The sequence below is a fragment of the Cloacibacterium sp. TD35 genome (assembly GCF_028864635.1).
Classification (GTDB): domain Bacteria; phylum Bacteroidota; class Bacteroidia; order Flavobacteriales; family Weeksellaceae; genus Cloacibacterium.
Window position 1 is genome coordinate 1,168,999 of record NZ_CP104850.1, and the last position, 18,705, is coordinate 1,187,703.

An 18,705-nucleotide genomic window follows, 5' to 3' on the forward strand; every position below is an offset into this window, starting at 1 on the left:
TTCGATTCATATTTTTAAGATTTTACATCTGTACCATTTCGGTAATTTCTACACCATAACCAGCAACAAGTGGTTTCTGATTAGGATTTTGAGTAATCACTCTGAATTTGGTGATGCCTAATTTTTTAAGAATTTGTGTTCCAATTCCATATTCTATGAAGTTTGCAGTAAGAGTAGGTCTTGCAACTTGTCCGTCTTGAAAGTTCAAGAATTGTTGCAGTTTTCTCATCGTGAGTTCTGCATTAGATACATTATTGATGAAAATAAGTGCGCCTTTTCCTTCTGCATTAATCATATTGGTTACTTTTTCCAGTTGAGGATTTTCACCGTTAATCAATCTGCTTAAAACATCAAAATAAGCACTAGAAGACTGAACTCTTACTAAAACTGGCTCATCTATTTCCCAATTTCCTTTGGTTAATGCAAAGTGAATTTGGTCTGTATGTTTTTCTTGGAAAGCATGGAAATCAAACTCACCGAAAGCTGTTTTTACTCTTCTAGACTCTATTTCGTTTACCAAATCACCTTTTTTCAATTGGTAATTGATTAAATCTTCAATTGAAATGATTTTAAGGTCTAATTTTTTAGCCAAAACCACCAATTCTGGTAATCTTGCCATGGTTCCATCTTCGTTCATAATTTCGCAGATGACACCACCTTCTTTCAGTCCAGCTAATTTGGTTAAATCAATCGCAGCTTCTGTATGACCAGCTCTTTTTAGAACGCCACCCGTTTTTGCACGAAGCGGAAAAATGTGACCAGGTCTCATGAAATCTGTCGGCTTAGTTTTTTCATCCATCAAAGCCAAAATTGTTTTTGCTCTATCACTAGCTGAAATTCCTGTAGAAACACCGTCTCCTAATAAATCGATAGAAACCGTAAAAGCAGTTTCTTTCGGGTCTGTACTTCTAGAAACCATGGCTTCAAGGCCTAGTTCATCACATTTTTTTTCAGGAAGAGGTGTACAGATTAATCCACGACCATGAATGGTCATAAAATTGATAATTTCTGGAGTGGTAAGTTCGGCCGCAGAAAGAAAATCTCCTTCATTTTCACGGTTTTCATCATCTACTACGATGATTACTTTACCATTTTTAAGGTCTTCTATTGCTTCAGGAATTGTATTGAGTTTAATTTCAGACATTTTTACTTTTTAATTTTGCGCAAAGATAAGCATTAGTGATTAGTTTTGAGTTTCAATATGACGAATTAATCAATTGATTTTATTGATAACTCTATAAAATATTGACTTCTCTTTCGAGTTCTATTCCGTATTTTTCTTTAACAGAGTCAATAATCTGGGTAGAGAAATCGTGAATTTCTTTTCCTGATGCGTTTCCAGTGGCGTTAATAATAACTAAGGCTTGTAATTTATGAGAAGCTACATTTCCTAATTGTTTGCCTTTCCAGCCTGCATTTTCTATGAGCCAACCCGCAGGAACTTTTACCCAATCACCATTTGCATATCCTTGAATTTCAGGGAATTTTTCCTTTAAATTTTCAAATTGAGCTATAGGAATGCTTGGATTTTTGAAGAAACTTCCAGCGTTTCCAATTTCGGCAGGATTTGGCAATTTACTTTCTCTGATATTGATAACCGCTTTAGAAACCTCTTGAATAGTAGGATTTTCAATTCCTAAATTTTTTAATTCTGTAGAAATTGCTCCATATTCTGTTTTGATGTGATGGTTTTGGGTGGTCAGTTTAAACGTGACTTTTACAATTACATATTTTCCTTTGGCAGAAGTTTTAAAGATAGAATCTCTGTAACCAAATTTGCAATCTTCCAAAGATAATTCCTCAATCTCTGAAGTTTCTAAATTTAGGGCTTTACAAGAAACGAAATAGTCTTTAATTTCTGTTCCATAAGCGCCAATATTCTGAATAGGACAAGTCCCTACATTTCCCGGAATGAGCGAAAGATTTTCTAATCCGCCATAATTTTTAGAAAGTGTATACAGTACAAATTCATGCCAGTTTTCACCTGCTTTTGCAGAAATGAGCACGTGATTTTCGTCTAAAATTTCTTCGGAAATCCCTTTTAAATTTAGTTTAATCACTAATCCATTAAAATCTTGGGTGAAGAGCAAATTACTACCGCCACCTAAAAAAAGCATTTTAAAATGATTGATTTTGGCAAATTCTGTGGCATATTTTAGCTCGTGTAAATCATGTACTTCGGCAAAATAATGCGCTTTTGCTTCAACACCAAAAGTATTGTAATTCTTTAAAGAGATATTTTCTTGAATTTTCATTTTTTTCAAAAGTCTTTTTGACTGCAAAGTATTTTCGAAGCCTTCAGTTTCTAATTTTTACAAATTTACTGAAAATAAGTTTTGCGAAAAGGAAATTGCTTAAATCAAAAAAAACGAACCGAAGTTCGTTTTTAAAAATTTTATTTTTTGTATTGCTCTAAAGCGATTTTCAGTAATTCTACGCTTCTTCGCAAGTCTTCTTCTTTTAGAACGTAAGCAATTCTTACTTGTTTTTTTCCGAGTTCTGGAACCGAATAAAAACCTGAAGCTGGAGCTACCATTACGGTTTCGCCGTTGTCAGAAAAATCTTCTAGTAACCATTGTGCAAAATCATCTGCATCTTCTACTGGTAATTCTGCTACACAGTAAAAAGCACCTTTTGGAGTAGGGCATTTCACACCCGGAATTTCGTTTAATAATTCTACCAAAAGATTTCTACGTTTGGTATATTCTTCACGAACCGATTGAATGTATTCTGCATCATTATCATGGGCTGCGGTTGCTAAAATCTGACCAATAAGCACTGGGGAAAGTCTTGCCTGAGCAAATTTCATGGCAGCATCATGAAGTGTTTTAGAACGAGTGACCAAACAGCCAATTCTTACGCCACACATAGAATAACGCTTAGATTCTGAATCAATGATTATAGAATGTTCCGCAATTTCTGGAAATTCTAGCATAGATACTTGCTTCTCGCCATCATAAACATATTCTCTGTAAACTTCGTCTGAAATGATAACGATATCATGTTTCAAAGCAATTTCTGCTAATTTTTGTAACTCTTCTCTGGTATAAAGATAACCAGTAGGATTTCCTGGATTACAAACGATAATCGCTTTGGTTTTATCTGTAATTTTCTTTTCAAATTCTTCAATAGAAGGTAGAGCAAAACCAGTATCAATAGTAGAAGGAACGGCTACTACTTTTACACCAATAGCATTGGTAAATCCGTTATAATTCGCATAATAAGGTTCTGGAATAATGATTTCGTCTCCGTCATCACACAATACAGAAAGTGCAAAATTCAATGCTTCTGAGCCACCATTGGTTACGATGAAATTATCCGTAGTTAAATCGGTGAAACCAAGAGAGTGGTAGTATTTTTCTAATTGTTTTCTGTACTCTAAATTTCCTTCAGAAAGGGCATATTCTAGAACTTTTAAATCGATATTTTTCAGTGCATCAAGAGCGGTTTTTGGTGTTTCGATGTCTGGCTGACCAATGTTCAGGTGATACACTTTTGTGCCTTTTGCTTTAGCAGCAATTGCATAAGGAACTAACTTTCTAATTGGTGAAGCAGGCATTCTTCCTGCTCTTACTGATGTTTTTGGCATATCTGAAATTTTGTAGCACAAAAGTAATGAAATTTTTTGATGAAGTGATAACCTAAAGTTTTATGAATGATGCAATATTGATTTTGATAAGAAATAAGAAACGCAGCTTGAAAAAGCTGCGTTTGGTTTTATAATTGAATTCTTTCGATATCTGCTCCTAGAGCTTTTAGCCTTCCATCAATGTTTTCATAACCTCTGTCAATTTGTTCAATGTTATGAATAATTGATTTTCCTTCGGCAGAAAGTGCTGCGATAAGAAGTGCGTTTCCTGCTCTAATATCTGGCGAAGTCATGTTTGTTCCACGTAATGGGAATTCATGATTAAGGCCTACTACAGTTGCTCTGTGAGGATCACATAGAATAATCTGAGCGCCCATATCTATTAATTTATCTACAAAGAATAATCTCGATTCAAACATTTTTTGGTGAATCAAAACAGTTCCTTTGGCTTGAGTAGCGACTACCAAAACGATAGATAATAAATCTGGTGTAAATCCTGGCCAAGGTGCATCTGAAACGGTTAAAATAGAACCATCAATAAATTTCTGAATTTTATAGTGTTCTTGCTCGGGAATAATAATATCATCACCACTTCTATCAATTTGAATACCTAATTTTCTGAATGTATTTGGGATAATTCCTAATTGTTCGTATGCGGTATTTTTGATGGTAATTTCTGAACGAGTCATTGCAGCAAGACCAATCCAAGAACCTATTTCTACCATATCTGGAAGCATGGTGTGCTCTGTTCCGTGAAGATAAGAAACACCTTCTATGGTTAATAAATTAGAACCAATTCCAGAAATGTTGGCGCCCATTCTGTTGAGCATTTTACAAAGTTGTTGCAGATAAGGTTCGCAAGCCGCATTGTAGATTCTGGTTTTTCCTTTGGCTAACACTGCAGCCATAATAATATTGGCGGTTCCTGTTACAGAAGCTTCTTCTAATAAAATAAATTTACCACGAAGTTCTTTTGCTTTTAAAGTATAGAAATATTCAGTTTCGTCATAATGAAATTCTGCACCGAGTTCTACAAACCCTTGGAAGTGAGTGTCTAATCTTCTTCTACCAATTTTGTCACCACCAGGAGTTGGCATATACGCTTCGCCAAATCTAGCAAGCATAGGTCCAAGAATCATAATAGAACCACGTAATTTGGCTCCATCTTTTTTAAACTCTTTAGATTTTATGTAATCAAAGTTAACTTGATCTGCTTTGAAAGTATAATCACCGTGGGCATTTTTAGTAATCTTCACCCCGAAATCTCCCAGAATTTCTATAAGGCGGTTTACATCATGAATATCTGGAATGTTTTTTATTCTAACTTCTTCGTCAGTTAGAAGCACTGCACAAAGAATTTGCAACGCTTCATTTTTGGCACCTTGTGGTGTGATTTCGCCGTGTAATTTTTTTCCTCCTCTTATTTGAAATGCTTCACTCATTATCTTTTTCGGTTTTTATTATAGTTGTTGAAACGTTTTTTAGGGGTGTTTTTTTGGTTTTTATTTTTGTTGCTAGAGTAATAAATTCTACTTTTCTCCAGCGAATCTATACTTGTAAGGTCTAATCTGTTTTCTGATAGTTCCTTTAAGTGGCGGAAGATTACCTCATCTTGTACGTGTTCTTTATTATACACATTATAAGATTTCTTCATGTTATTGGCAATCACTTCTATCAAAGCTTCTTTTTCTTCTCCATCTTCTAGTTCTATGGCTTTGTCTATCAGTTGAAGGATGCTTTTGCCGTAGAATTTATAATCTCCTTGAAGTTTTGGGTACTCCATTTTATTAGGTTTCTGTGCCAATTCTTCTCTGGTTGGGAAAGGATAGGGAGCATCTACATCTAAGTCATACTCTGCTAATATAAAGAGATGATCCCAAAGTTTATGTTTATAATTTTCCTCGTCACGAAGGTGCGGATTTCTCTGCCCCATAAAATCTACAATGGCGGCAGCCATTTCGTTGCGTTCTTCTTTGGTAGGAAGTTCTTTGCAACGTTCCACAAGCTGCTGAATATTACGACCATATTCTGGTAAATGGAGACGAGTTCTTTGTGTATTGTATTCCATAATTGCAAAGATAGTGATTAGAATGATAAAGCGCTAATTTAGGTAATTAGTCTATGAATTTTTTCTGTTGTTCTGGAGTGAGTATAGCGCAAGAATTCTTTATCAATCGATGGCGATTTCTTGCAATAAAATCATAAACCCCATCTCTCAAAAATCTAGGAATGATTTTAAAAATTGATGCTAATGAATACATCCCACCTAAGTTTTCGGCAATGGTGATGACTGCATTAGATTTATGGAGATAATATTTTTCTGGCTTCCAGAGATAAATGGTGTTGAGGTTTTTTTGTTCTAAACCTCTTTGTCTTAGAAATTCTTGTCCGAATTTTCCTTGTAAAGAGGCAAATAGAAATTGTTCTTTGGAGTCGTTTTTTAAAATCCAATGTACCCAAAAATTGCAGAAACCACATTCTCCATCGTAAAAGAGATAAAATTTATTTTGGTCTATCAAATTATTCTTCCTTAATTTTTAGTTGTTCATCAGTTAGATTGTTCATCATCGCGGTTACTTCTTTCATAGAAATGAAATACGCCTGTAGTTTTTGTTTTTGTTCAGGAGTAAGTTTTGCATTTTGATGAATCAGAAGGTAAGATTCTAACGGCATTTTGCCTTCCTCTATTTCGTGAGCAGATTTTTTAAGTTTTTTAGCTTGTCTTAATGGTTCGTAAGTGGCAAATGTAGAAAAATTAAGTTCTTTTCTTCCTTCGTCTATATGGTCTTTTATCAACCAACCGAATGGCTGAATATTGGTGTACCAAGGATATACAGATTCGTTTGAATGGCAATCATAGCAGCTTGTTTTAATTAATTGAGCTACATCTTCAGGTGTTTTTTTGATGGTTAAAAAATCCATGTTTTTGTCTACTGGCGGATTGGTTTTGTCAATCTGGAAAAATTGTAATAACGCAAAAGCCAAAACTAGAAGAAAAAATAGTTTTTTCATGATAGGTTTTTATTTAAATGTGAAGTTACAAATTATATTCATAATAATTTTACTAGTCGTTATTATTTTAGTCAAATTTTATGAATGTCATATCATAAAAATATTTCTTCATAAGAATTGAAAATCATAACCTTATTCAACAAATAAATTTAAAATCTTATCTTTGCAAAAATTTTAAGGCTCCCAAAGTGGGAGATACCTATTAATAACTTAATCCTATTTTATAATTTTTAGGGATTATTAATACAATTTTTATGAGTAATATCGTTGCAATCGTTGGGCGTCCCAACGTAGGAAAATCCACATTATTTAATCGTTTATTAGAAAGAAGAGAAGCCATCGTAGATTCTACGGCTGGTGTAACCAGAGACCGTCATTACGGTAAATCTGACTGGAATGGAGTAGACTTTACGGTAATAGATACTGGTGGTTATGATGTAGGTAGTGATGATATCTTCGAAGAAGAAATCCGTAAACAAGTTCAGTTGGCTGTAGACGAAGCTACTTCTATCATTTTTATGGTAAACGTAGAAGAAGGACTCCAAGATATAGACCACGAAATCTATAATCTTTTAAGAAAAGCCAATAAACCTCTATATTTAGTGGTAAACAAAGTAGATTCTGCTAAAGAAATGCTTGCTGCTACAGAATTTTATCAATTAGGAGTAGAAAAATATTATACGCTTTCTTCTGCTACAGGCTCTGGAACTGGTGAATTGTTAGATGACTTGGTTGCAGATTTCCCTACAACAGAATACAAAGATCCTTTCGAAGGCTTGCCAAAAATTACCATTGCAGGAAGACCAAACGTAGGAAAATCTACGCTTACCAATGCGCTTCTTGATGATAACAGAAACATTGTTACAGATATCGCAGGTACAACCAGAGATTCTATCGAAACGTTATATAATAAATTCGGGCACGAATTTGTGTTGGTAGATACTGCCGGAATGCGTAGAAAATCTAAAGTTTCTGAAGACTTAGAATTCTATTCAGTCATGCGTTCTATTAGAGCGATTGAGCATTCTGATGTGGTGATTATTATGGTAGATGCTACTTTAGGCTGGGAATCTCAGGATATGAACATCTTTTCTTTGGCTCAAAAAAACAGAAAAGGAATCGTAATTGTAGTGAATAAGTGGGATTTGGTGGAAAAAGAAACCAATACCATGAGAGATTTTGAAAATAAAATCAAAGAAAAAATCGCTCAGTTTAATGATGTTCCAATTCTTTTTGTTTCTGCATTGACGAAACAAAGAATCTTAAAAGCGGTAGAAACGGCAATGATGGTGTATGAAAACCGTAAGAAAAGAATCAAAACTTCTAAACTTAACGAAATTTTATTACCGATTATTGAGCAAACTCCGCCACCTGCAATCAAAGGAAAATATGTGAAAATTAAATATATTACCCAATTGCCAACTCCAGTTCCGCAATTTGCGTTTTTCTGTAATCTACCACAGTATGTGAAAGAACCATACAGAAGATTCATCGAAAACCAATTGCGTAAGCAATTTGATTTTACGGGAGTTCCTATTGATGTATATTTCAGACAAAAATAAATGATTAAGCCCTTTTAGAATGTTCTATTCTGAAAGGGTTTTTTCATTCAAAATGAAATTGATGTTCAAAATCATTTCAATCACTTAAAAAATATCAATAAATTTGTAAAAATTATTTTTAATAAATTCTCACATCCACATGGTAACTGTTCTTTCTCAAAATTTCTCATTAGTCAATTCTTGGATCAACGAACTAAGAAATGTAGAAACTCAAACCAATAGAGCCAATTTCCGTAAAAGCATGGAAAGAATCGGCGAAATTGCAGCTTTTGAAATTTCTAAAGGTTTAGAATTCAAAGAAATAGAAATTTCTACACCATTAGACAAAATTATGGTTAAAGAAATTGCAGTTCAACCTGTAATTACTACTATTTTGAGAGCAGGAGTTCCTCTTTTTGAAGGAATTCTGAATTATTTTGACAAAGCAGACTGTGGTTTTGTAGCCGCTTACAGAAAACACGATGCCAATGATTATTTCTCTATAAAACAAGATTATCTTACTTGTCCTAGTGTAGACGGAAGACCATTAATAGTAGCAGATCCCATGTTAGCAACTGGCGCAAGTTTAATAGAAGCGCTGAAAGATTTATTAAACCACGGAACACCTTCTCAATTGCATATTGTAGCAGTTATTGCAAGTAAACAAGGCGTAGAAACGCTTTCAAATGCATTTCCAGATGCGCATATTTGGGTAGGAGCCATCGATGAAAATCTTACTTCAAAAGGTTATATTTCTCCAGGATTAGGAGATGCAGGAGATTTGTCTTACGGACAAAAATTGCAGAGATAATCACTACGAATCAAAAGCCATCACCAAAACGCTAACTTCATTACTTGGATTTTTCAGTATTTCCCAAGCAATGGCACTTATCGTATTTCCTGTGGTGAAAACATCGTCAATTAACAAAACATGTTTTCCTGAAATTTCTTCGGTGAGCGAAAAATCATACTTGGTTTCAGCACGGTGAGATTTGTCTTTTTGGGCTTGTGCTTTTTGGTAAGTATTTCTTTTGAGTGCTTTTTTGTGATGAGGTATTTCCCAATTTTTAGAAAGCGTGTCTGCAAAAAGATGTAATTGGTTGTAACCTCTTTTCTTCAATTTTTTTGGATGAAGCGGAACAGTAATTATTACATCAAGTTTTTCATGGGTAAATTTTAACCTTTCTATAGTCCATTCAGCAATAATTTTCCCAACTTTTTCCTGAGAACGATATTTGAGTTGGTGAATGATTTTCTGACTCAATGCTTCTTCTTGAAATTCCATCACAGCATAAGCATTTTTCACTGGGAATAAAAGCTTACATCTCTGTTTCAGCGGATTTTCTTCATAGAAATTAAAGTGAGAAAATTTAATTTGAGGAAAACATACATGGCAAACCAATTCGTCTTTTGAAATGATGGTATTACAATGCAAACATCTGTTCGGGAACAATAAATCCAGAAGCATAAAGAATGGTTTTAGTTTTTTTTCAAAACTAAATTAGTGAAAATAATTAATTTTTTACTTTAAAACTCCAGGTAAATGAAAATTTAGAAACCAAGTCGCCTTTTTGGTCTTTACCTTCAGAAAACATGGTTAATGTTTGTCCTTCTCCAGTTTCGATGGCTTTTTGTAAAACGGCATCCAGTTCTTTTCCTTGATGACAAGAAAAAGTAACACTACCCACTGCTTTTTTGGTAAATTCAGCTTGGTTATGAACCACCAGCATAGAGATTTTTTTGCCAGATTTTCTAATTTTTTCGGCGCAAAGAAACCCCGTAGAAAATTCTGCAGCCATTCCTTGAACTGCCCAAAACATAGAATTGAAAGGGTTTTGGTTCAGCCAGCCAAATTTCACTTTGGTGATGCAGATTTCATCATTCATTTCTTTTAGACGCACACCTGCAATCCAAGAAATTGGGATTTTTAAAAACAGAAACAGGTGTAGTTGGAATTTGTTCATGTCACAAATCTAAAAATTTTAATCTTTGAAAAAAGAAAATTTACTATTCTTAAAATACAAAAAACCGCAGAAACGACTTCTGCGGTTTTTTTATTCACTATTGAATTGCGAAGTAAAATTCACATTTTATCTATTTCACAAATCCTTTGTTTTGTAGAAGTGGTTTAATGTCTGGAGTTCTTCCTGTAAAATCTTTGAACGCTTGATTCAAGTCTACAGAATTCCCTACAGATAAAATATATTTTCTGAAACGATCACCGTTTTCTCTGGTCATTCCACCATTGTCAGTAATCCATTTCCAAGCATCTGCATTCAAAACGTCGCTCCACATATAAGCGTAATAACCTGCAGAATAACCGCCTCCCCAAATGTGAGCAAAGTAAGGAGAATGATATCTTGGTGGAACTTGTGGCAAAGTAAATCCGTATTTGGTTAAGACTTCTTTTTCAAAATCTAAAGTAGGTTTTATTTCAGCTTCAGATTTTACAGAATGCCAAGCCATATCTAATGTTGCCGCAGAAACCAATTCTGTAGTGGCATAACCTTGGTTAAAAGTAGCCGCTTTTTTAATTTTATCTACCAAAGTTTGAGGCATTGGTTCTTTGGTTTCATAGTGTAGCGCATAATTTTTAAGAACTGAAGGTTCTAACGCAAAAAATTCATTGATTTGAGAAGGGAATTCTACAAAATCTCTAGGAACATTGGTTCCAGAAATGGTAATGTATTTTTGGTTGGCAAAAAGTCCGTGTAAAGTGTGCCCAAATTCGTGGAACATGGTAGACACATCATCATAAGAAATTAATGAAGGTTTTCCTGGAGCAGGTTTTTGGTAGTTGAACACATTTACGATTACAGGTTTAGTTCCTGTCATGAATGATTGTTCTACGAAGTTGCTCATCCAAGCGCCACCATTTTTATTATCTCTGGTATAAAAATCTAAGTAATAAATCGCTAAAGATTTTCCGTCTCTATCAAACACTTCATAAGCTACTACATCTGGATGATATACTGGTAAATCTTTTCTTTCTTTGAAAGTAATTCCGTAGAATTTTTCAGCAGCATAGAAAACACCTTTTTCTAAAACGGTAGAAACTTCAAAATAAGGTTTGATTTGGTTTTCGTCTAAATCAAATTTTGCTTTACGCACTTGTTCTGCATAGAAATTCCAATCCCAAGGTGCTAATTCGAAGCCTCCTTTTTGAGCATCAATTAGCGCTTGAATATCTACAATTTCTCTTTTCGCTTGCTCTACTGCAGGTTTTCCTAATTGGTAAAGAAGATCCATTGCGTTTTCTGGTTTTTTTGCCATTTGGTCTACCAAATTCAATTCAGCGTAAGAAGATTTTCCCATAAGATGAGCTTTCTCCATTCTCAGTTTCGCTTGTCTTTCGAGGATAGTTCTTGTATCATTTTCATCTCCTTTTTCTGCTCTGTACCAAGAAGCTTTGAATAATTTTTCTCTGGTCGCTCTGTTTTTAAGATTTTGAAGAAGCGGTTGTTGAGTTGTATTGAGCAAAGTCAAAAGATATTTGCCTTCATAACCAGCATTTTTAGCATCTGTAGCTGCAGCAGCGATTTCATCAGCAGATAATCCGTCTAATTCCTTAACGTCTGAAATTAAAACAGCTCCTTTTTTTCTCGCTTCTAGCAATTTACTAGAAAATTGAGTAGAAAGTGTTGCTAATTCTGCGTTTATTTTTTTCATTTGCTCTTTATCAGTATCAGAAAGATTAGCGCCAGCCAATTCAAAACGTTGCTTGTATACTTCTAATAATCTTTGATCTTCTGAATCTAAACCATCTGTTTTAATGGCTTTAATTCTATTATAAAGAGCAGAATTTAGATAAATTTTATCTGCATGAGATGCAAAAATAGGAGCGTATTGTTCTTCTATTTTCTGTAGATTAGGATTGGTATTAGAACCAGTAAGATTGTAGAAAACAATTTGTGCGCGTTTCAATACTTCCCCGCTTTTTTCGAGTCCCAAAATGGTGTTTTCAAATGTTGCTGCTTCCTTGTTGTTAAGTATTGCAGCAATTTCTGCTTCGTTTACTTTTAAACCGTAGTCAAAAGCGGGAGCATAATGCTCGTCTTTAATTTTGTCAAATTCTGGAGCCTGATACTGCAATGTACTTTTCTTATAAAAAGGATTGTTTAAAACAGCAGTATCATCAATTTTTGTGGTATTTTCTTTCATGGTAGAACAAGAAATGCTGAAACCTAATGCAGACATCAGCAAAATTGATGTAATATTTTTCATTGTTAAATTGTTGAATATTTATAGGGTTAAAGATACAAAATTTGTAGAAAGCGATTCAGTATTCTGCCAAAAGCAATTCTGTAACAAAAAATAAATCTAAACGTCTAATTATTAAAATATTAATCATGAAAAAAACGATTCCTGTCTTTCTTTTAAGCTTATTATTAGCTTCTTGCATCAATGTAAAATCTGATGATGGAAGCATTGGTGATATCTTCACAGGCAAAAAAGGAAATGGACCGATGACTGAGAAAACATTTTCGGGAGATTTCAATAGCATAGAAGTTTCTACTTCTATTCATGCAGATGTTATAAAATCTGATATAGAAAAAGTAGTCATTTCTGCGCCTTCAGATATTATTGAATTTGTGAAAGTAGAACAAAACGGAGAAAGCGTAAGAATTTACGTGAATTCTGATTTTAGAAATCCTATTTCTACAGAAAGAGTAAAAGCCATTATTTATGCTAAAGATTTTGATGAACTGCGTGCTAATTCTAGTGCTTCTGTTCGGGTGAAAGACACTTTTATGCAAGATAAACTGAAAGTAAATGTTTCCAGTTCTGCAGGTATTGATGGACATCTAGAAGCCAATCAATTAGATGTTTCTGTGAGCAGTAGCGGAAGTTTTTCTGGAAAAGTTTGGGCAGATTATGCTCGTTTCGAAGTTTCTTCGAGTGGCGATTTTTCTGTAGATGGAAAAGTGCAGCATGGCAGTATTCACGCCAGTTCTTCTGGTGATTTTAACGGGAGAAATTTAGAAGTAAAAGAAGGAGAGTTTCACGCTTCGTCATCAGGAAGTATTTCTGCGATGGTTTCTCAAAAAGCTTCGGCACAAGCGTCTTCTAGTGGAGATGTAAACCTTAAAAAACTGGGAAATCCCGTTATTTCTTCTTCTGAAAGCAGCAGTGGAAGCGTAAATATAAATTAAAATTCATTTTTCTTCATATACCAACTATTAAACCGAAAAAGCAACTCCATTTTGAGTTGCTTTTTATTTTTTTAATTTTATTCAAAATTTTCTACCAGCCTCCAGAAGCGCCACCTCCTCCAAAACTTCCGCCACCACCGAAACCGCCAAATCCACCGCCTGAACTTCCACCACCGAAACCTCCTCCAAAACTTCCTGGGAAGAAACCGCCTGGATAGACTCTTCTTCCTCTTCTGGTAATAATCACATCTCCGTCATCATTACCAAAACCTCCTCCATTGTTACTTTTTGATAAAATATAAATAATAAAGAACAGAATAAGTGCGAAAATAAGAATGTGTTTCAGGGAAATATCAATCGGTTGAGGTTCTGATTCAGAAAGGGGTTTAAATTTACCTCTTACGACATCCATTATAGCAGAAGTTCCAGAATTTATTCCTGCAAACCATTGCCCTTTTTTGAAATTTGGTGTTACCAAATAATCTAGTATTTGCCCTGCAACAGAAGCCGTAAGATATTGCTCTACACCACGACCTTGCTGAATAGACATTTTTCTGTCTTCGGTTGCAATGAGGAAAACAACGCCGTTATCAGGTTCTTTCTGACCTATTTTCCATTTTTCTCCCCATTGAGTAGCTACAAAATTCACATCTTCGCCATTAGTTGTAGGAATGATGACTACCAGAATTTCTGTAGAAGAAGAATCTGCAAATTTGATGAGTTTTTGATTAATTTCTTCCGTTTCTGTAGCGTTTAATAAACCTACTTCGTCATAAACAGGATAAATTTTACTGGGAGGTTCTGGAACATTATATTGTGCTGAAATAAAACTATAACAGCTCAGTAAAACTAAAACGAAGAAATTTTTAAGAGAAGGTAATTTCATTAGGTAATTCATTATGATTTTCTCCGTCAATTGGGAAGAATTTTTTCAATTCTAATCCGGCTTCTAAAATAGCATCTCGCAAACCTTCGAAATATTGACCTTGAGAGAAAGCTGAGGTTATTTTGTCATGCAAATCATTCCAGAATTTTTGATGCACTTTTTCATGTATACCTTTATCGCCAATAATGGTTAAGTATTTTTGTTCAAAATTTACATGAAAAAGTACGGCGTTTCTTTCTTTGGTTTTGTCCATTCCCAGAGATTTAAAAACGTCAAAAGCAATTTTGGCGTTATTGTCATCTGAGTTTTGGTCTATATGCACACGAATTTCTCCGGTAGAATGGTCTTCTGCTTGTTGAATGGCTTCCACTAGGGAAGCCATTTGAATATTGTTTAAAAAATTACTCATTATTCAGTGAAAACTTCAGGAGCTTTTTCAGCGCCTGCATCTGCTTTAAATAAAGGTTTTTCTTTGAAGTTAGAAAAATTTGCGATGATGTTATTCGGGAAAACTTTAATAGAAGTATTGTATTCTTTCACCGCTGCGTTATAGTTTACGGTTTCCGCTCTTATGCTGTTTTCTATCGCGGTATATTCTCTTTGGAAATCTATAAATTGTTGGTCAGCTTTTAGATTAGGGTATTGTTCTACTACTGCCATTAATCTGCTCAAAGCGCCAGACAATTCACCTTGTGCCGCTTGGAATTTTGCCAAATCTGCTTCGGTCATGTTGGTAGGGTCTATGGTTACTTGAGTTGCTTTAGAACGTGCTTCGATTACTTTGGTTAAAGTTTCTTGCTCGAATTTAGCGTAAGATTTTACGGTTCTTTCTAAGTTAGGAATAAGGTTTGCTCTTTTTTGGTAAACGGTTTCTACATTAGCCCATTTTTCGTTTACGTTTTGTTCGCTTCCTACAAAACCATTTCTAATGCCAATTCCCCAAAATATTACCAATGCGATTACGCCAATCAGCACCAAACCTATTGTTCCAATGCCAAAACATCCTTTGTTATTCATAGTTTATTTTTTTAAATTGTGTGTATTAAGTGATTCAGTAAACCAAATATACAAATATTATGCTAATTTTGTAAAATATACCTTCAAATGATTACAATAGTAGTAGCAATGGGAAAAAACAGAGAAATTGGTGTTGATAACCAGTTGCTTTGGCATTTACCTAAAGATTTAAAACATTTTAAAGAACTTACCAGTGGTCACCCTATTATTATGGGCAGAAAAACATACGAAAGTATAGGTAAACCGCTTCCTAATCGTACTAATATTGTGATTAGTAGAAAAAATGATTGGTTCGAAGAAGGAATTCTTATCGTAGGTAGTATTAAAGAAGCACTGAAATTTGCCAAAAAAATAGACGAAAATGTTTTTGTTATTGGTGGAGGTACTATTTATGAACAAACAATAGATTTGGCAGATCAATTAGAGATTACTTTGGTAGATGCTACTTTAGATGCTGATACTTATTTCCCAAAAATTGACGAGAAAATTTGGCAGAAAACCCAAGAAACTTGCCATGAAAAAGACGAAAAAAATCAATATGATTTTTGTTTTCAAACTTTTACAAAAAAGACTAGCGTCTAATGTCTGAAATCTAACATCTAATTTTTATATTTGCACACTTAATTTTAAGAGATGAATAAGTACATAAAATTTTTAATTGCTGGCTTAATGATTGCTGCGGGAGTTTACCTGATGATGAACCGTCAAATAGGGTGGGGAATTGTAGTCGTATTCTTTTCGCTGAGTCCTATTTTACTATTTTTCAAAAATGAATATATCTTATTGGCTTTTTGGCAAATGAGAAAACAGAATTTTATAAAAGCTGCACATTGGTTAACTTTCATTAAAAACTACCAGTCACAGTTGCACAAATCACAATATGGTTATTTTCATTACTTACAAGGTTTAACTCTAGCGCAAGAAAATCCTGCGAAAGTAGAACCGCTCATGAAAAAAGCTTTAGAATATGGCTTAAATATGAAGCATGATAGAGCAATGGCTACATTAAACTTAGCTGCAGCAGCACTTTCTAAAGGAAGAAAGCCTGAAGCTCAAAAATTATTAGAAGAAGCCAAAAGATTAGACGATCAAGGAATGATGGCTGATCAAATAAAAATGATGAAAGACCAATTGAAAATGCCTTCTATGCAAAAACATATGCATAATCCGCAGATGAGACATAGAGGGAAATTCTTCTAAACACGATAAAGAGAAAACAAAAAACTCCTGAAATTTTTCAGGAGTTTTTTTATTGTGATATTTTAAAGTTTTTACATCTCGGCATCATTAGTGTTTCCGTAGAATTTTGGCATTTGCCAATGATATTTTACAGCGAGCATTCTGATAGATACAATGAGAAGAATCGTAATAATTTGATTAATTTCTTCTGACAAGCCACTAAAATTTCTCAGGAGAATATAGACGAAACCGCCTAAAATAGCAGCGGTGGCATAAATTTCTTTTCTGAAAATCAGAGGAATTCTGTTCAGCAAAATATCTCTAATAATCCCACCAAAACAGCCAGTTATGGTGCCTAAGGTAATACCAATTATAGGATGTAAATCAGCATTCATTCCTTTTTGAACCCCTATAATCGTAAAAAGACCAAGTCCAAGGCTGTCAAACAGAAATAAAGTTACCTGGAATTTTTTTTCGATAGCTTTAAATAACATCGTAAAAATTGCTGTGAAAAAAATTATGCTTACTGTAAGCAAATCATGCATCCAAAAAACAGGCACATCTAGTAATAAATCTCTTACTGTTCCGCCACCTACAGAAGTAACAAATGCAATAATCATTACGCCAAATGGGTCAAAACGTTTTTGCATGGCTGCAAATGTTCCAGACATAGCAAACGACATGGTGCCTAGTATTTCTATTATAAATGTAAAATCAGGAAGCATAGGGTTAAAATTTTAGAGTTTTCTATACTCTTACAGCATCTGGAACAAATAATTGATATTCGCCTTTATTAGAAATAATTTCTCTCACAATACTGCTGCTGATAAATGATTTTCCAGAAGAAGTAAGTAAGAATACAGTTTCTAATTTTCTTTTTGCTAAAGTTCTGTTGGTGTGAGCGATCGCTTTTTCAAATTCGAAATCGGCAGGATTTCTGAGGCCTCTCAAAATAAACTGAGCTTCCTTTTTAATACAATAATTAATAGTTAATCCCTCAAAATAATCTACCTCTACATTTGGGAAATGCGCTACAGATTTTCGAATAAATTCCATACGCTTTTCTAGAGGAAACATATATTTTTTCTGAGAATTCTGCCCAATAGCGATAATTAGTTTATCAAACAGAGGAACTGCTCTTTCAATAATATCTAGGTGTCCTAAAGTAATTGGGTCAAAAGATCCTGGAAATACAGCTATTTTCATATTTTATTTAGCTTTCGGCAGTTAGCTTTTGGCTTTCCGCAATTAATATTATGATTTTTGCTGAAAGCTGAGTGCCTACAGCAGATTGCAAATTATTTAGCTAAAGCTTTTTCTACTTCGTTTCCACAAAGGTCTTTGATAGAAATTCCGTAAATTTTTGCTTGTTGAGGTAAGATAGAAGCGGGTGAAAATCCAGGATTGGTATTCATTTCCAGCATGTAAGGCGTTCCATCCATAATGATGTATTCACTTCTAGAGAAACCGCTCATTCCCAAAGATTCATACGCATGTTTTGCGATTTTTTCTACTTTGTATCTGGTTTCTTCATCTAATCTGGCAGGTGTAATTTCTTCAGAAGCACCTTCATATTTCGCTTCATAGTCGAAAAACTCTTTGTGCGGAACAATTTCTGTAATTCCAAGAACAATGGTTTCCCCTTTGTAATCGATAACACCTACAGAAACCTCCATTCCGTTTAAGAAAGATTCTATTAAAATTTCATCATCTTCTTTGAAGGCAAATTCAATAGCTGCTGCCAATTCAGACTTTTCTTTTACTTTAGAAATCCCGAGCGAAGAGCCACTTTGATTTGGTTTTACAAATAATGGAAGTCCTAATTCTTCTACAATTTTTTCTTCATTAATATTTTCTCCTTTTCTTAGGTAAAAACTTTTTGCAGAAGGAATGCCATATTTTGCTAAAACCGCAAGAGTATCTTTTTTGTTGAAAGTAAGAGCGCTTTTGTAGAAATCACAGCCTGTATATTTTTGACCAATAGCGTTCCAATAGCCTTGTAATTCACCATTTTCGCCAGGAGCTCCGTGAATAATGTTAAAACAAACATCAAATTTTAAAATTGCTCCGTTTGCAAGCGTTACAGAAAAATCTCCTTTGTTAATAAGAAGTTTTTCTTCGTTTTCGGTTAAAAAGTACCATTCGTCTTTTAGAACAACTACTTTATAAACCTGGTATAAATCTCTGTCTAGAGAATCATAAATCAATTGGCCGCTTTTCAGAGAAACCTTGTATTCATCAGAGAAGCCACCCATTACTACGGCTACATTTTTCTTGCTCATACTTTTTAAAAAACTAATAAACGCAAATGTAATTATTTTTCAACTT

General features: G+C 34.2%; 21 protein-coding genes. 5 read left to right on the forward strand and 16 right to left on the reverse strand.

Features of this window, described 5'->3' with window-relative positions; all coding sequences use genetic code 11:
• Positions 1 to 22: 22 nt before the first annotated feature.
• The 7 genes from ribB to N7277_RS05370 form a co-directional block, all read right to left on the reverse strand.
• Positions 23 to 1,144, reverse strand: a complete 1,122-nt coding sequence (gene ribB, locus N7277_RS05340) for a 3,4-dihydroxy-2-butanone-4-phosphate synthase (RefSeq protein WP_274780669.1) — start codon at positions 1,142 to 1,144, stop codon at positions 23 to 25.
• Positions 1,145 to 1,235: 91 nt separating this feature from the next.
• Positions 1,236 to 2,255 carry a UDP-N-acetylmuramate dehydrogenase gene (gene murB, locus N7277_RS05345; protein WP_274780670.1) on the reverse strand — a complete coding sequence of 340 codons (1,020 nt, stop codon included), beginning with the start codon at positions 2,253 to 2,255 and terminating at the stop codon, positions 1,236 to 1,238.
• Positions 2,256 to 2,395: 140 nt separating this feature from the next.
• A complete protein-coding gene (locus N7277_RS05350; RefSeq protein WP_274780671.1) occupies positions 2,396 to 3,589 on the reverse strand; it encodes a pyridoxal phosphate-dependent aminotransferase in 1,194 nt (397 codons plus the stop codon).
• Between the two features lie 128 nt (positions 3,590 to 3,717).
• Entirely contained in the window at positions 3,718 to 5,031 is a 1,314-nt protein-coding gene (gene murA, locus N7277_RS05355) for a UDP-N-acetylglucosamine 1-carboxyvinyltransferase (RefSeq protein ID WP_274780672.1), read from the reverse strand.
• Positions 5,031 to 5,657 carry a DUF4290 domain-containing protein gene (locus N7277_RS05360; protein WP_274780673.1) on the reverse strand — a complete coding sequence of 209 codons (627 nt, stop codon included), beginning with the start codon at positions 5,655 to 5,657 and terminating at the stop codon, positions 5,031 to 5,033. The genes murA and N7277_RS05360 overlap by 1 nt, the downstream gene beginning before the upstream one ends.
• Positions 5,658 to 5,703: 46 nt before the next feature.
• Complete coding sequence (locus N7277_RS05365) at positions 5,704 to 6,108, reverse strand: thiol-disulfide oxidoreductase DCC family protein (protein WP_274780674.1); 405 nt, start codon at positions 6,106 to 6,108, stop codon at positions 5,704 to 5,706.
• A gap of 1 nt (position 6,109) precedes the next feature.
• Positions 6,110 to 6,601: a heme-binding domain-containing protein gene (locus N7277_RS05370; protein WP_274780675.1), complete on the reverse strand. Its 492-nt coding sequence runs from the start codon at positions 6,599 to 6,601 to the stop codon at positions 6,110 to 6,112.
• A gap of 254 nt (positions 6,602 to 6,855) precedes the next feature.
• Between N7277_RS05370 and der the strand changes: the two genes are divergently transcribed.
• Positions 6,856 to 8,163, forward strand: coding sequence for a ribosome biogenesis GTPase Der (gene der / locus N7277_RS05375; RefSeq protein ID WP_069799639.1), 1,308 nt, complete (start codon positions 6,856 to 6,858; stop codon positions 8,161 to 8,163).
• A gap of 139 nt (positions 8,164 to 8,302) precedes the next feature.
• A complete protein-coding gene (gene upp, locus N7277_RS05380; protein WP_274780676.1) occupies positions 8,303 to 8,953 on the forward strand; it encodes a uracil phosphoribosyltransferase in 651 nt (216 codons plus the stop codon).
• A gap of 3 nt (positions 8,954 to 8,956) precedes the next feature.
• On the opposite strand, the gene N7277_RS05385 is transcribed toward upp, so the two are convergent.
• The 3 genes from N7277_RS05385 to N7277_RS05395 all read right to left on the reverse strand — a co-directional run bounded on the left by N7277_RS05385 (position 8,957) and on the right by N7277_RS05395 (position 12,366).
• On the reverse strand, positions 8,957 to 9,610 hold the full coding sequence (locus N7277_RS05385) for a ComF family protein (RefSeq protein ID WP_274780677.1): 654 nt from the start codon (positions 9,608 to 9,610) through the stop codon (positions 8,957 to 8,959).
• Between the two features lie 46 nt (positions 9,611 to 9,656).
• On the reverse strand, positions 9,657 to 10,106 hold the full coding sequence (locus tag N7277_RS05390; protein WP_274780678.1) for a DUF4442 domain-containing protein: 450 nt from the start codon (positions 10,104 to 10,106) through the stop codon (positions 9,657 to 9,659).
• A 130-nt stretch (positions 10,107 to 10,236) separates the two neighbouring features.
• Positions 10,237 to 12,366: a M3 family metallopeptidase gene (locus N7277_RS05395; protein WP_274780679.1), complete on the reverse strand. Its 2,130-nt coding sequence runs from the start codon at positions 12,364 to 12,366 to the stop codon at positions 10,237 to 10,239.
• Positions 12,367 to 12,491: 125 nt separating this feature from the next.
• On the opposite strand from N7277_RS05395, the gene N7277_RS05400 reads away from it, so the two are divergent.
• The gene (locus tag N7277_RS05400; RefSeq protein ID WP_274780680.1) at positions 12,492 to 13,295 is read left to right on the forward strand and encodes a head GIN domain-containing protein; all 804 of its coding nucleotides are present in this window, start codon (positions 12,492 to 12,494) and stop codon (positions 13,293 to 13,295) included.
• Positions 13,296 to 13,386: 91 nt separating this feature from the next.
• On the opposite strand, the gene N7277_RS05405 is transcribed toward N7277_RS05400, so the two are convergent.
• The 3 genes from N7277_RS05405 to N7277_RS05415 are packed head-to-tail and all read right to left on the reverse strand — an operon-like array spanning position 13,387 to position 15,198.
• Complete coding sequence (locus N7277_RS05405; protein WP_274780681.1) at positions 13,387 to 14,181, reverse strand: TPM domain-containing protein; 795 nt, start codon at positions 14,179 to 14,181, stop codon at positions 13,387 to 13,389.
• Positions 14,162 to 14,590 carry a TPM domain-containing protein gene (locus tag N7277_RS05410; RefSeq protein ID WP_446715126.1) on the reverse strand — a complete coding sequence of 143 codons (429 nt, stop codon included), beginning with the start codon at positions 14,588 to 14,590 and terminating at the stop codon, positions 14,162 to 14,164. Before N7277_RS05410 ends, N7277_RS05405 begins: the two co-directional genes overlap by 20 nt.
• Positions 14,590 to 15,198, reverse strand: coding sequence for a LemA family protein (locus N7277_RS05415; RefSeq protein WP_069799623.1), 609 nt, complete (start codon positions 15,196 to 15,198; stop codon positions 14,590 to 14,592). Before N7277_RS05415 ends, N7277_RS05410 begins: the two co-directional genes overlap by 1 nt.
• Before the next feature lie 87 nt (positions 15,199 to 15,285).
• Between N7277_RS05415 and N7277_RS05420 the strand changes: the two genes are divergently transcribed.
• Positions 15,286 to 15,780: a dihydrofolate reductase gene (locus N7277_RS05420; RefSeq protein ID WP_274780682.1), complete on the forward strand. Its 495-nt coding sequence runs from the start codon at positions 15,286 to 15,288 to the stop codon at positions 15,778 to 15,780.
• Between the two features lie 51 nt (positions 15,781 to 15,831).
• Entirely contained in the window at positions 15,832 to 16,398 is a 567-nt protein-coding gene (locus N7277_RS05425; RefSeq protein ID WP_274780683.1) for a DUF2892 domain-containing protein, read from the forward strand.
• Between the two features lie 71 nt (positions 16,399 to 16,469).
• On the opposite strand, the gene N7277_RS05430 is transcribed toward N7277_RS05425, so the two are convergent.
• The 3 genes from N7277_RS05430 to N7277_RS05440 all read right to left on the reverse strand — a co-directional run bounded on the left by N7277_RS05430 (position 16,470) and on the right by N7277_RS05440 (position 18,659).
• Positions 16,470 to 17,102: a trimeric intracellular cation channel family protein gene (locus tag N7277_RS05430; protein WP_274780684.1), complete on the reverse strand. Its 633-nt coding sequence runs from the start codon at positions 17,100 to 17,102 to the stop codon at positions 16,470 to 16,472.
• A gap of 22 nt (positions 17,103 to 17,124) precedes the next feature.
• Positions 17,125 to 17,583, reverse strand: coding sequence for a pantetheine-phosphate adenylyltransferase (gene coaD / locus N7277_RS05435; protein ID WP_274780685.1), 459 nt, complete (start codon positions 17,581 to 17,583; stop codon positions 17,125 to 17,127).
• A gap of 92 nt (positions 17,584 to 17,675) precedes the next feature.
• Entirely contained in the window at positions 17,676 to 18,659 is a 984-nt protein-coding gene (locus N7277_RS05440; protein WP_274780686.1) for a D-alanine--D-alanine ligase, read from the reverse strand.
• Positions 18,660 to 18,705 lie beyond the last annotated feature (46 nt).

What these genes read in the sequence shown, in the direction of transcription:
- murB (WP_274780670.1), bottom strand. Translation starts at nt 2,255, where the DNA reads ATGAAAATTCAAGAAAATATCTCTTTAAAGAATTACAATACTTTTGGT.
- N7277_RS05395 (WP_274780679.1), bottom strand. Translation starts at nt 12,366, where the DNA reads ATGAAAAATATTACATCAATTTTGCTGATGTCTGCATTAGGTTTCAGC.
- N7277_RS05410 (WP_446715126.1), bottom strand. Translation starts at nt 14,590, where the DNA reads ATGAGTAATTTTTTAAACAATATTCAAATGGCTTCCCTAGTGGAAGCC.
- N7277_RS05360 (WP_274780673.1), bottom strand. Translation starts at nt 5,657, where the DNA reads ATGGAATACAATACACAAAGAACTCGTCTCCATTTACCAGAATATGGT.
- N7277_RS05405 (WP_274780681.1), bottom strand. Translation starts at nt 14,181, where the DNA reads ATGAAATTACCTTCTCTTAAAAATTTCTTCGTTTTAGTTTTACTGAGC.
- coaD (WP_274780685.1), bottom strand. Translation starts at nt 17,583, where the DNA reads ATGAAAATAGCTGTATTTCCAGGATCTTTTGACCCAATTACTTTAGGA.
- N7277_RS05440 (WP_274780686.1), bottom strand. Translation starts at nt 18,659, where the DNA reads ATGAGCAAGAAAAATGTAGCCGTAGTAATGGGTGGCTTCTCTGATGAA.
- N7277_RS05425 (WP_274780683.1), top strand. Translation starts at nt 15,832, where the DNA reads ATGAATAAGTACATAAAATTTTTAATTGCTGGCTTAATGATTGCTGCG.
- N7277_RS05390 (WP_274780678.1), bottom strand. Translation starts at nt 10,106, where the DNA reads ATGAACAAATTCCAACTACACCTGTTTCTGTTTTTAAAAATCCCAATT.
- N7277_RS05350 (WP_274780671.1), bottom strand. Translation starts at nt 3,589, where the DNA reads ATGCCAAAAACATCAGTAAGAGCAGGAAGAATGCCTGCTTCACCAATT.
- der (WP_069799639.1), top strand. Translation starts at nt 6,856, where the DNA reads ATGAGTAATATCGTTGCAATCGTTGGGCGTCCCAACGTAGGAAAATCC.
- N7277_RS05415 (WP_069799623.1), bottom strand. Translation starts at nt 15,198, where the DNA reads ATGAATAACAAAGGATGTTTTGGCATTGGAACAATAGGTTTGGTGCTG.
- upp (WP_274780676.1), top strand. Translation starts at nt 8,303, where the DNA reads ATGGTAACTGTTCTTTCTCAAAATTTCTCATTAGTCAATTCTTGGATC.
- ribB (WP_274780669.1), bottom strand. Translation starts at nt 1,144, where the DNA reads ATGTCTGAAATTAAACTCAATACAATTCCTGAAGCAATAGAAGACCTT.
- N7277_RS05385 (WP_274780677.1), bottom strand. Translation starts at nt 9,610, where the DNA reads ATGCTTCTGGATTTATTGTTCCCGAACAGATGTTTGCATTGTAATACC.
- N7277_RS05370 (WP_274780675.1), bottom strand. Translation starts at nt 6,601, where the DNA reads ATGAAAAAACTATTTTTTCTTCTAGTTTTGGCTTTTGCGTTATTACAA.
- N7277_RS05420 (WP_274780682.1), top strand. Translation starts at nt 15,286, where the DNA reads ATGATTACAATAGTAGTAGCAATGGGAAAAAACAGAGAAATTGGTGTT.
- N7277_RS05400 (WP_274780680.1), top strand. Translation starts at nt 12,492, where the DNA reads ATGAAAAAAACGATTCCTGTCTTTCTTTTAAGCTTATTATTAGCTTCT.
- murA (WP_274780672.1), bottom strand. Translation starts at nt 5,031, where the DNA reads ATGAGTGAAGCATTTCAAATAAGAGGAGGAAAAAAATTACACGGCGAA.
- N7277_RS05430 (WP_274780684.1), bottom strand. Translation starts at nt 17,102, where the DNA reads ATGCTTCCTGATTTTACATTTATAATAGAAATACTAGGCACCATGTCG.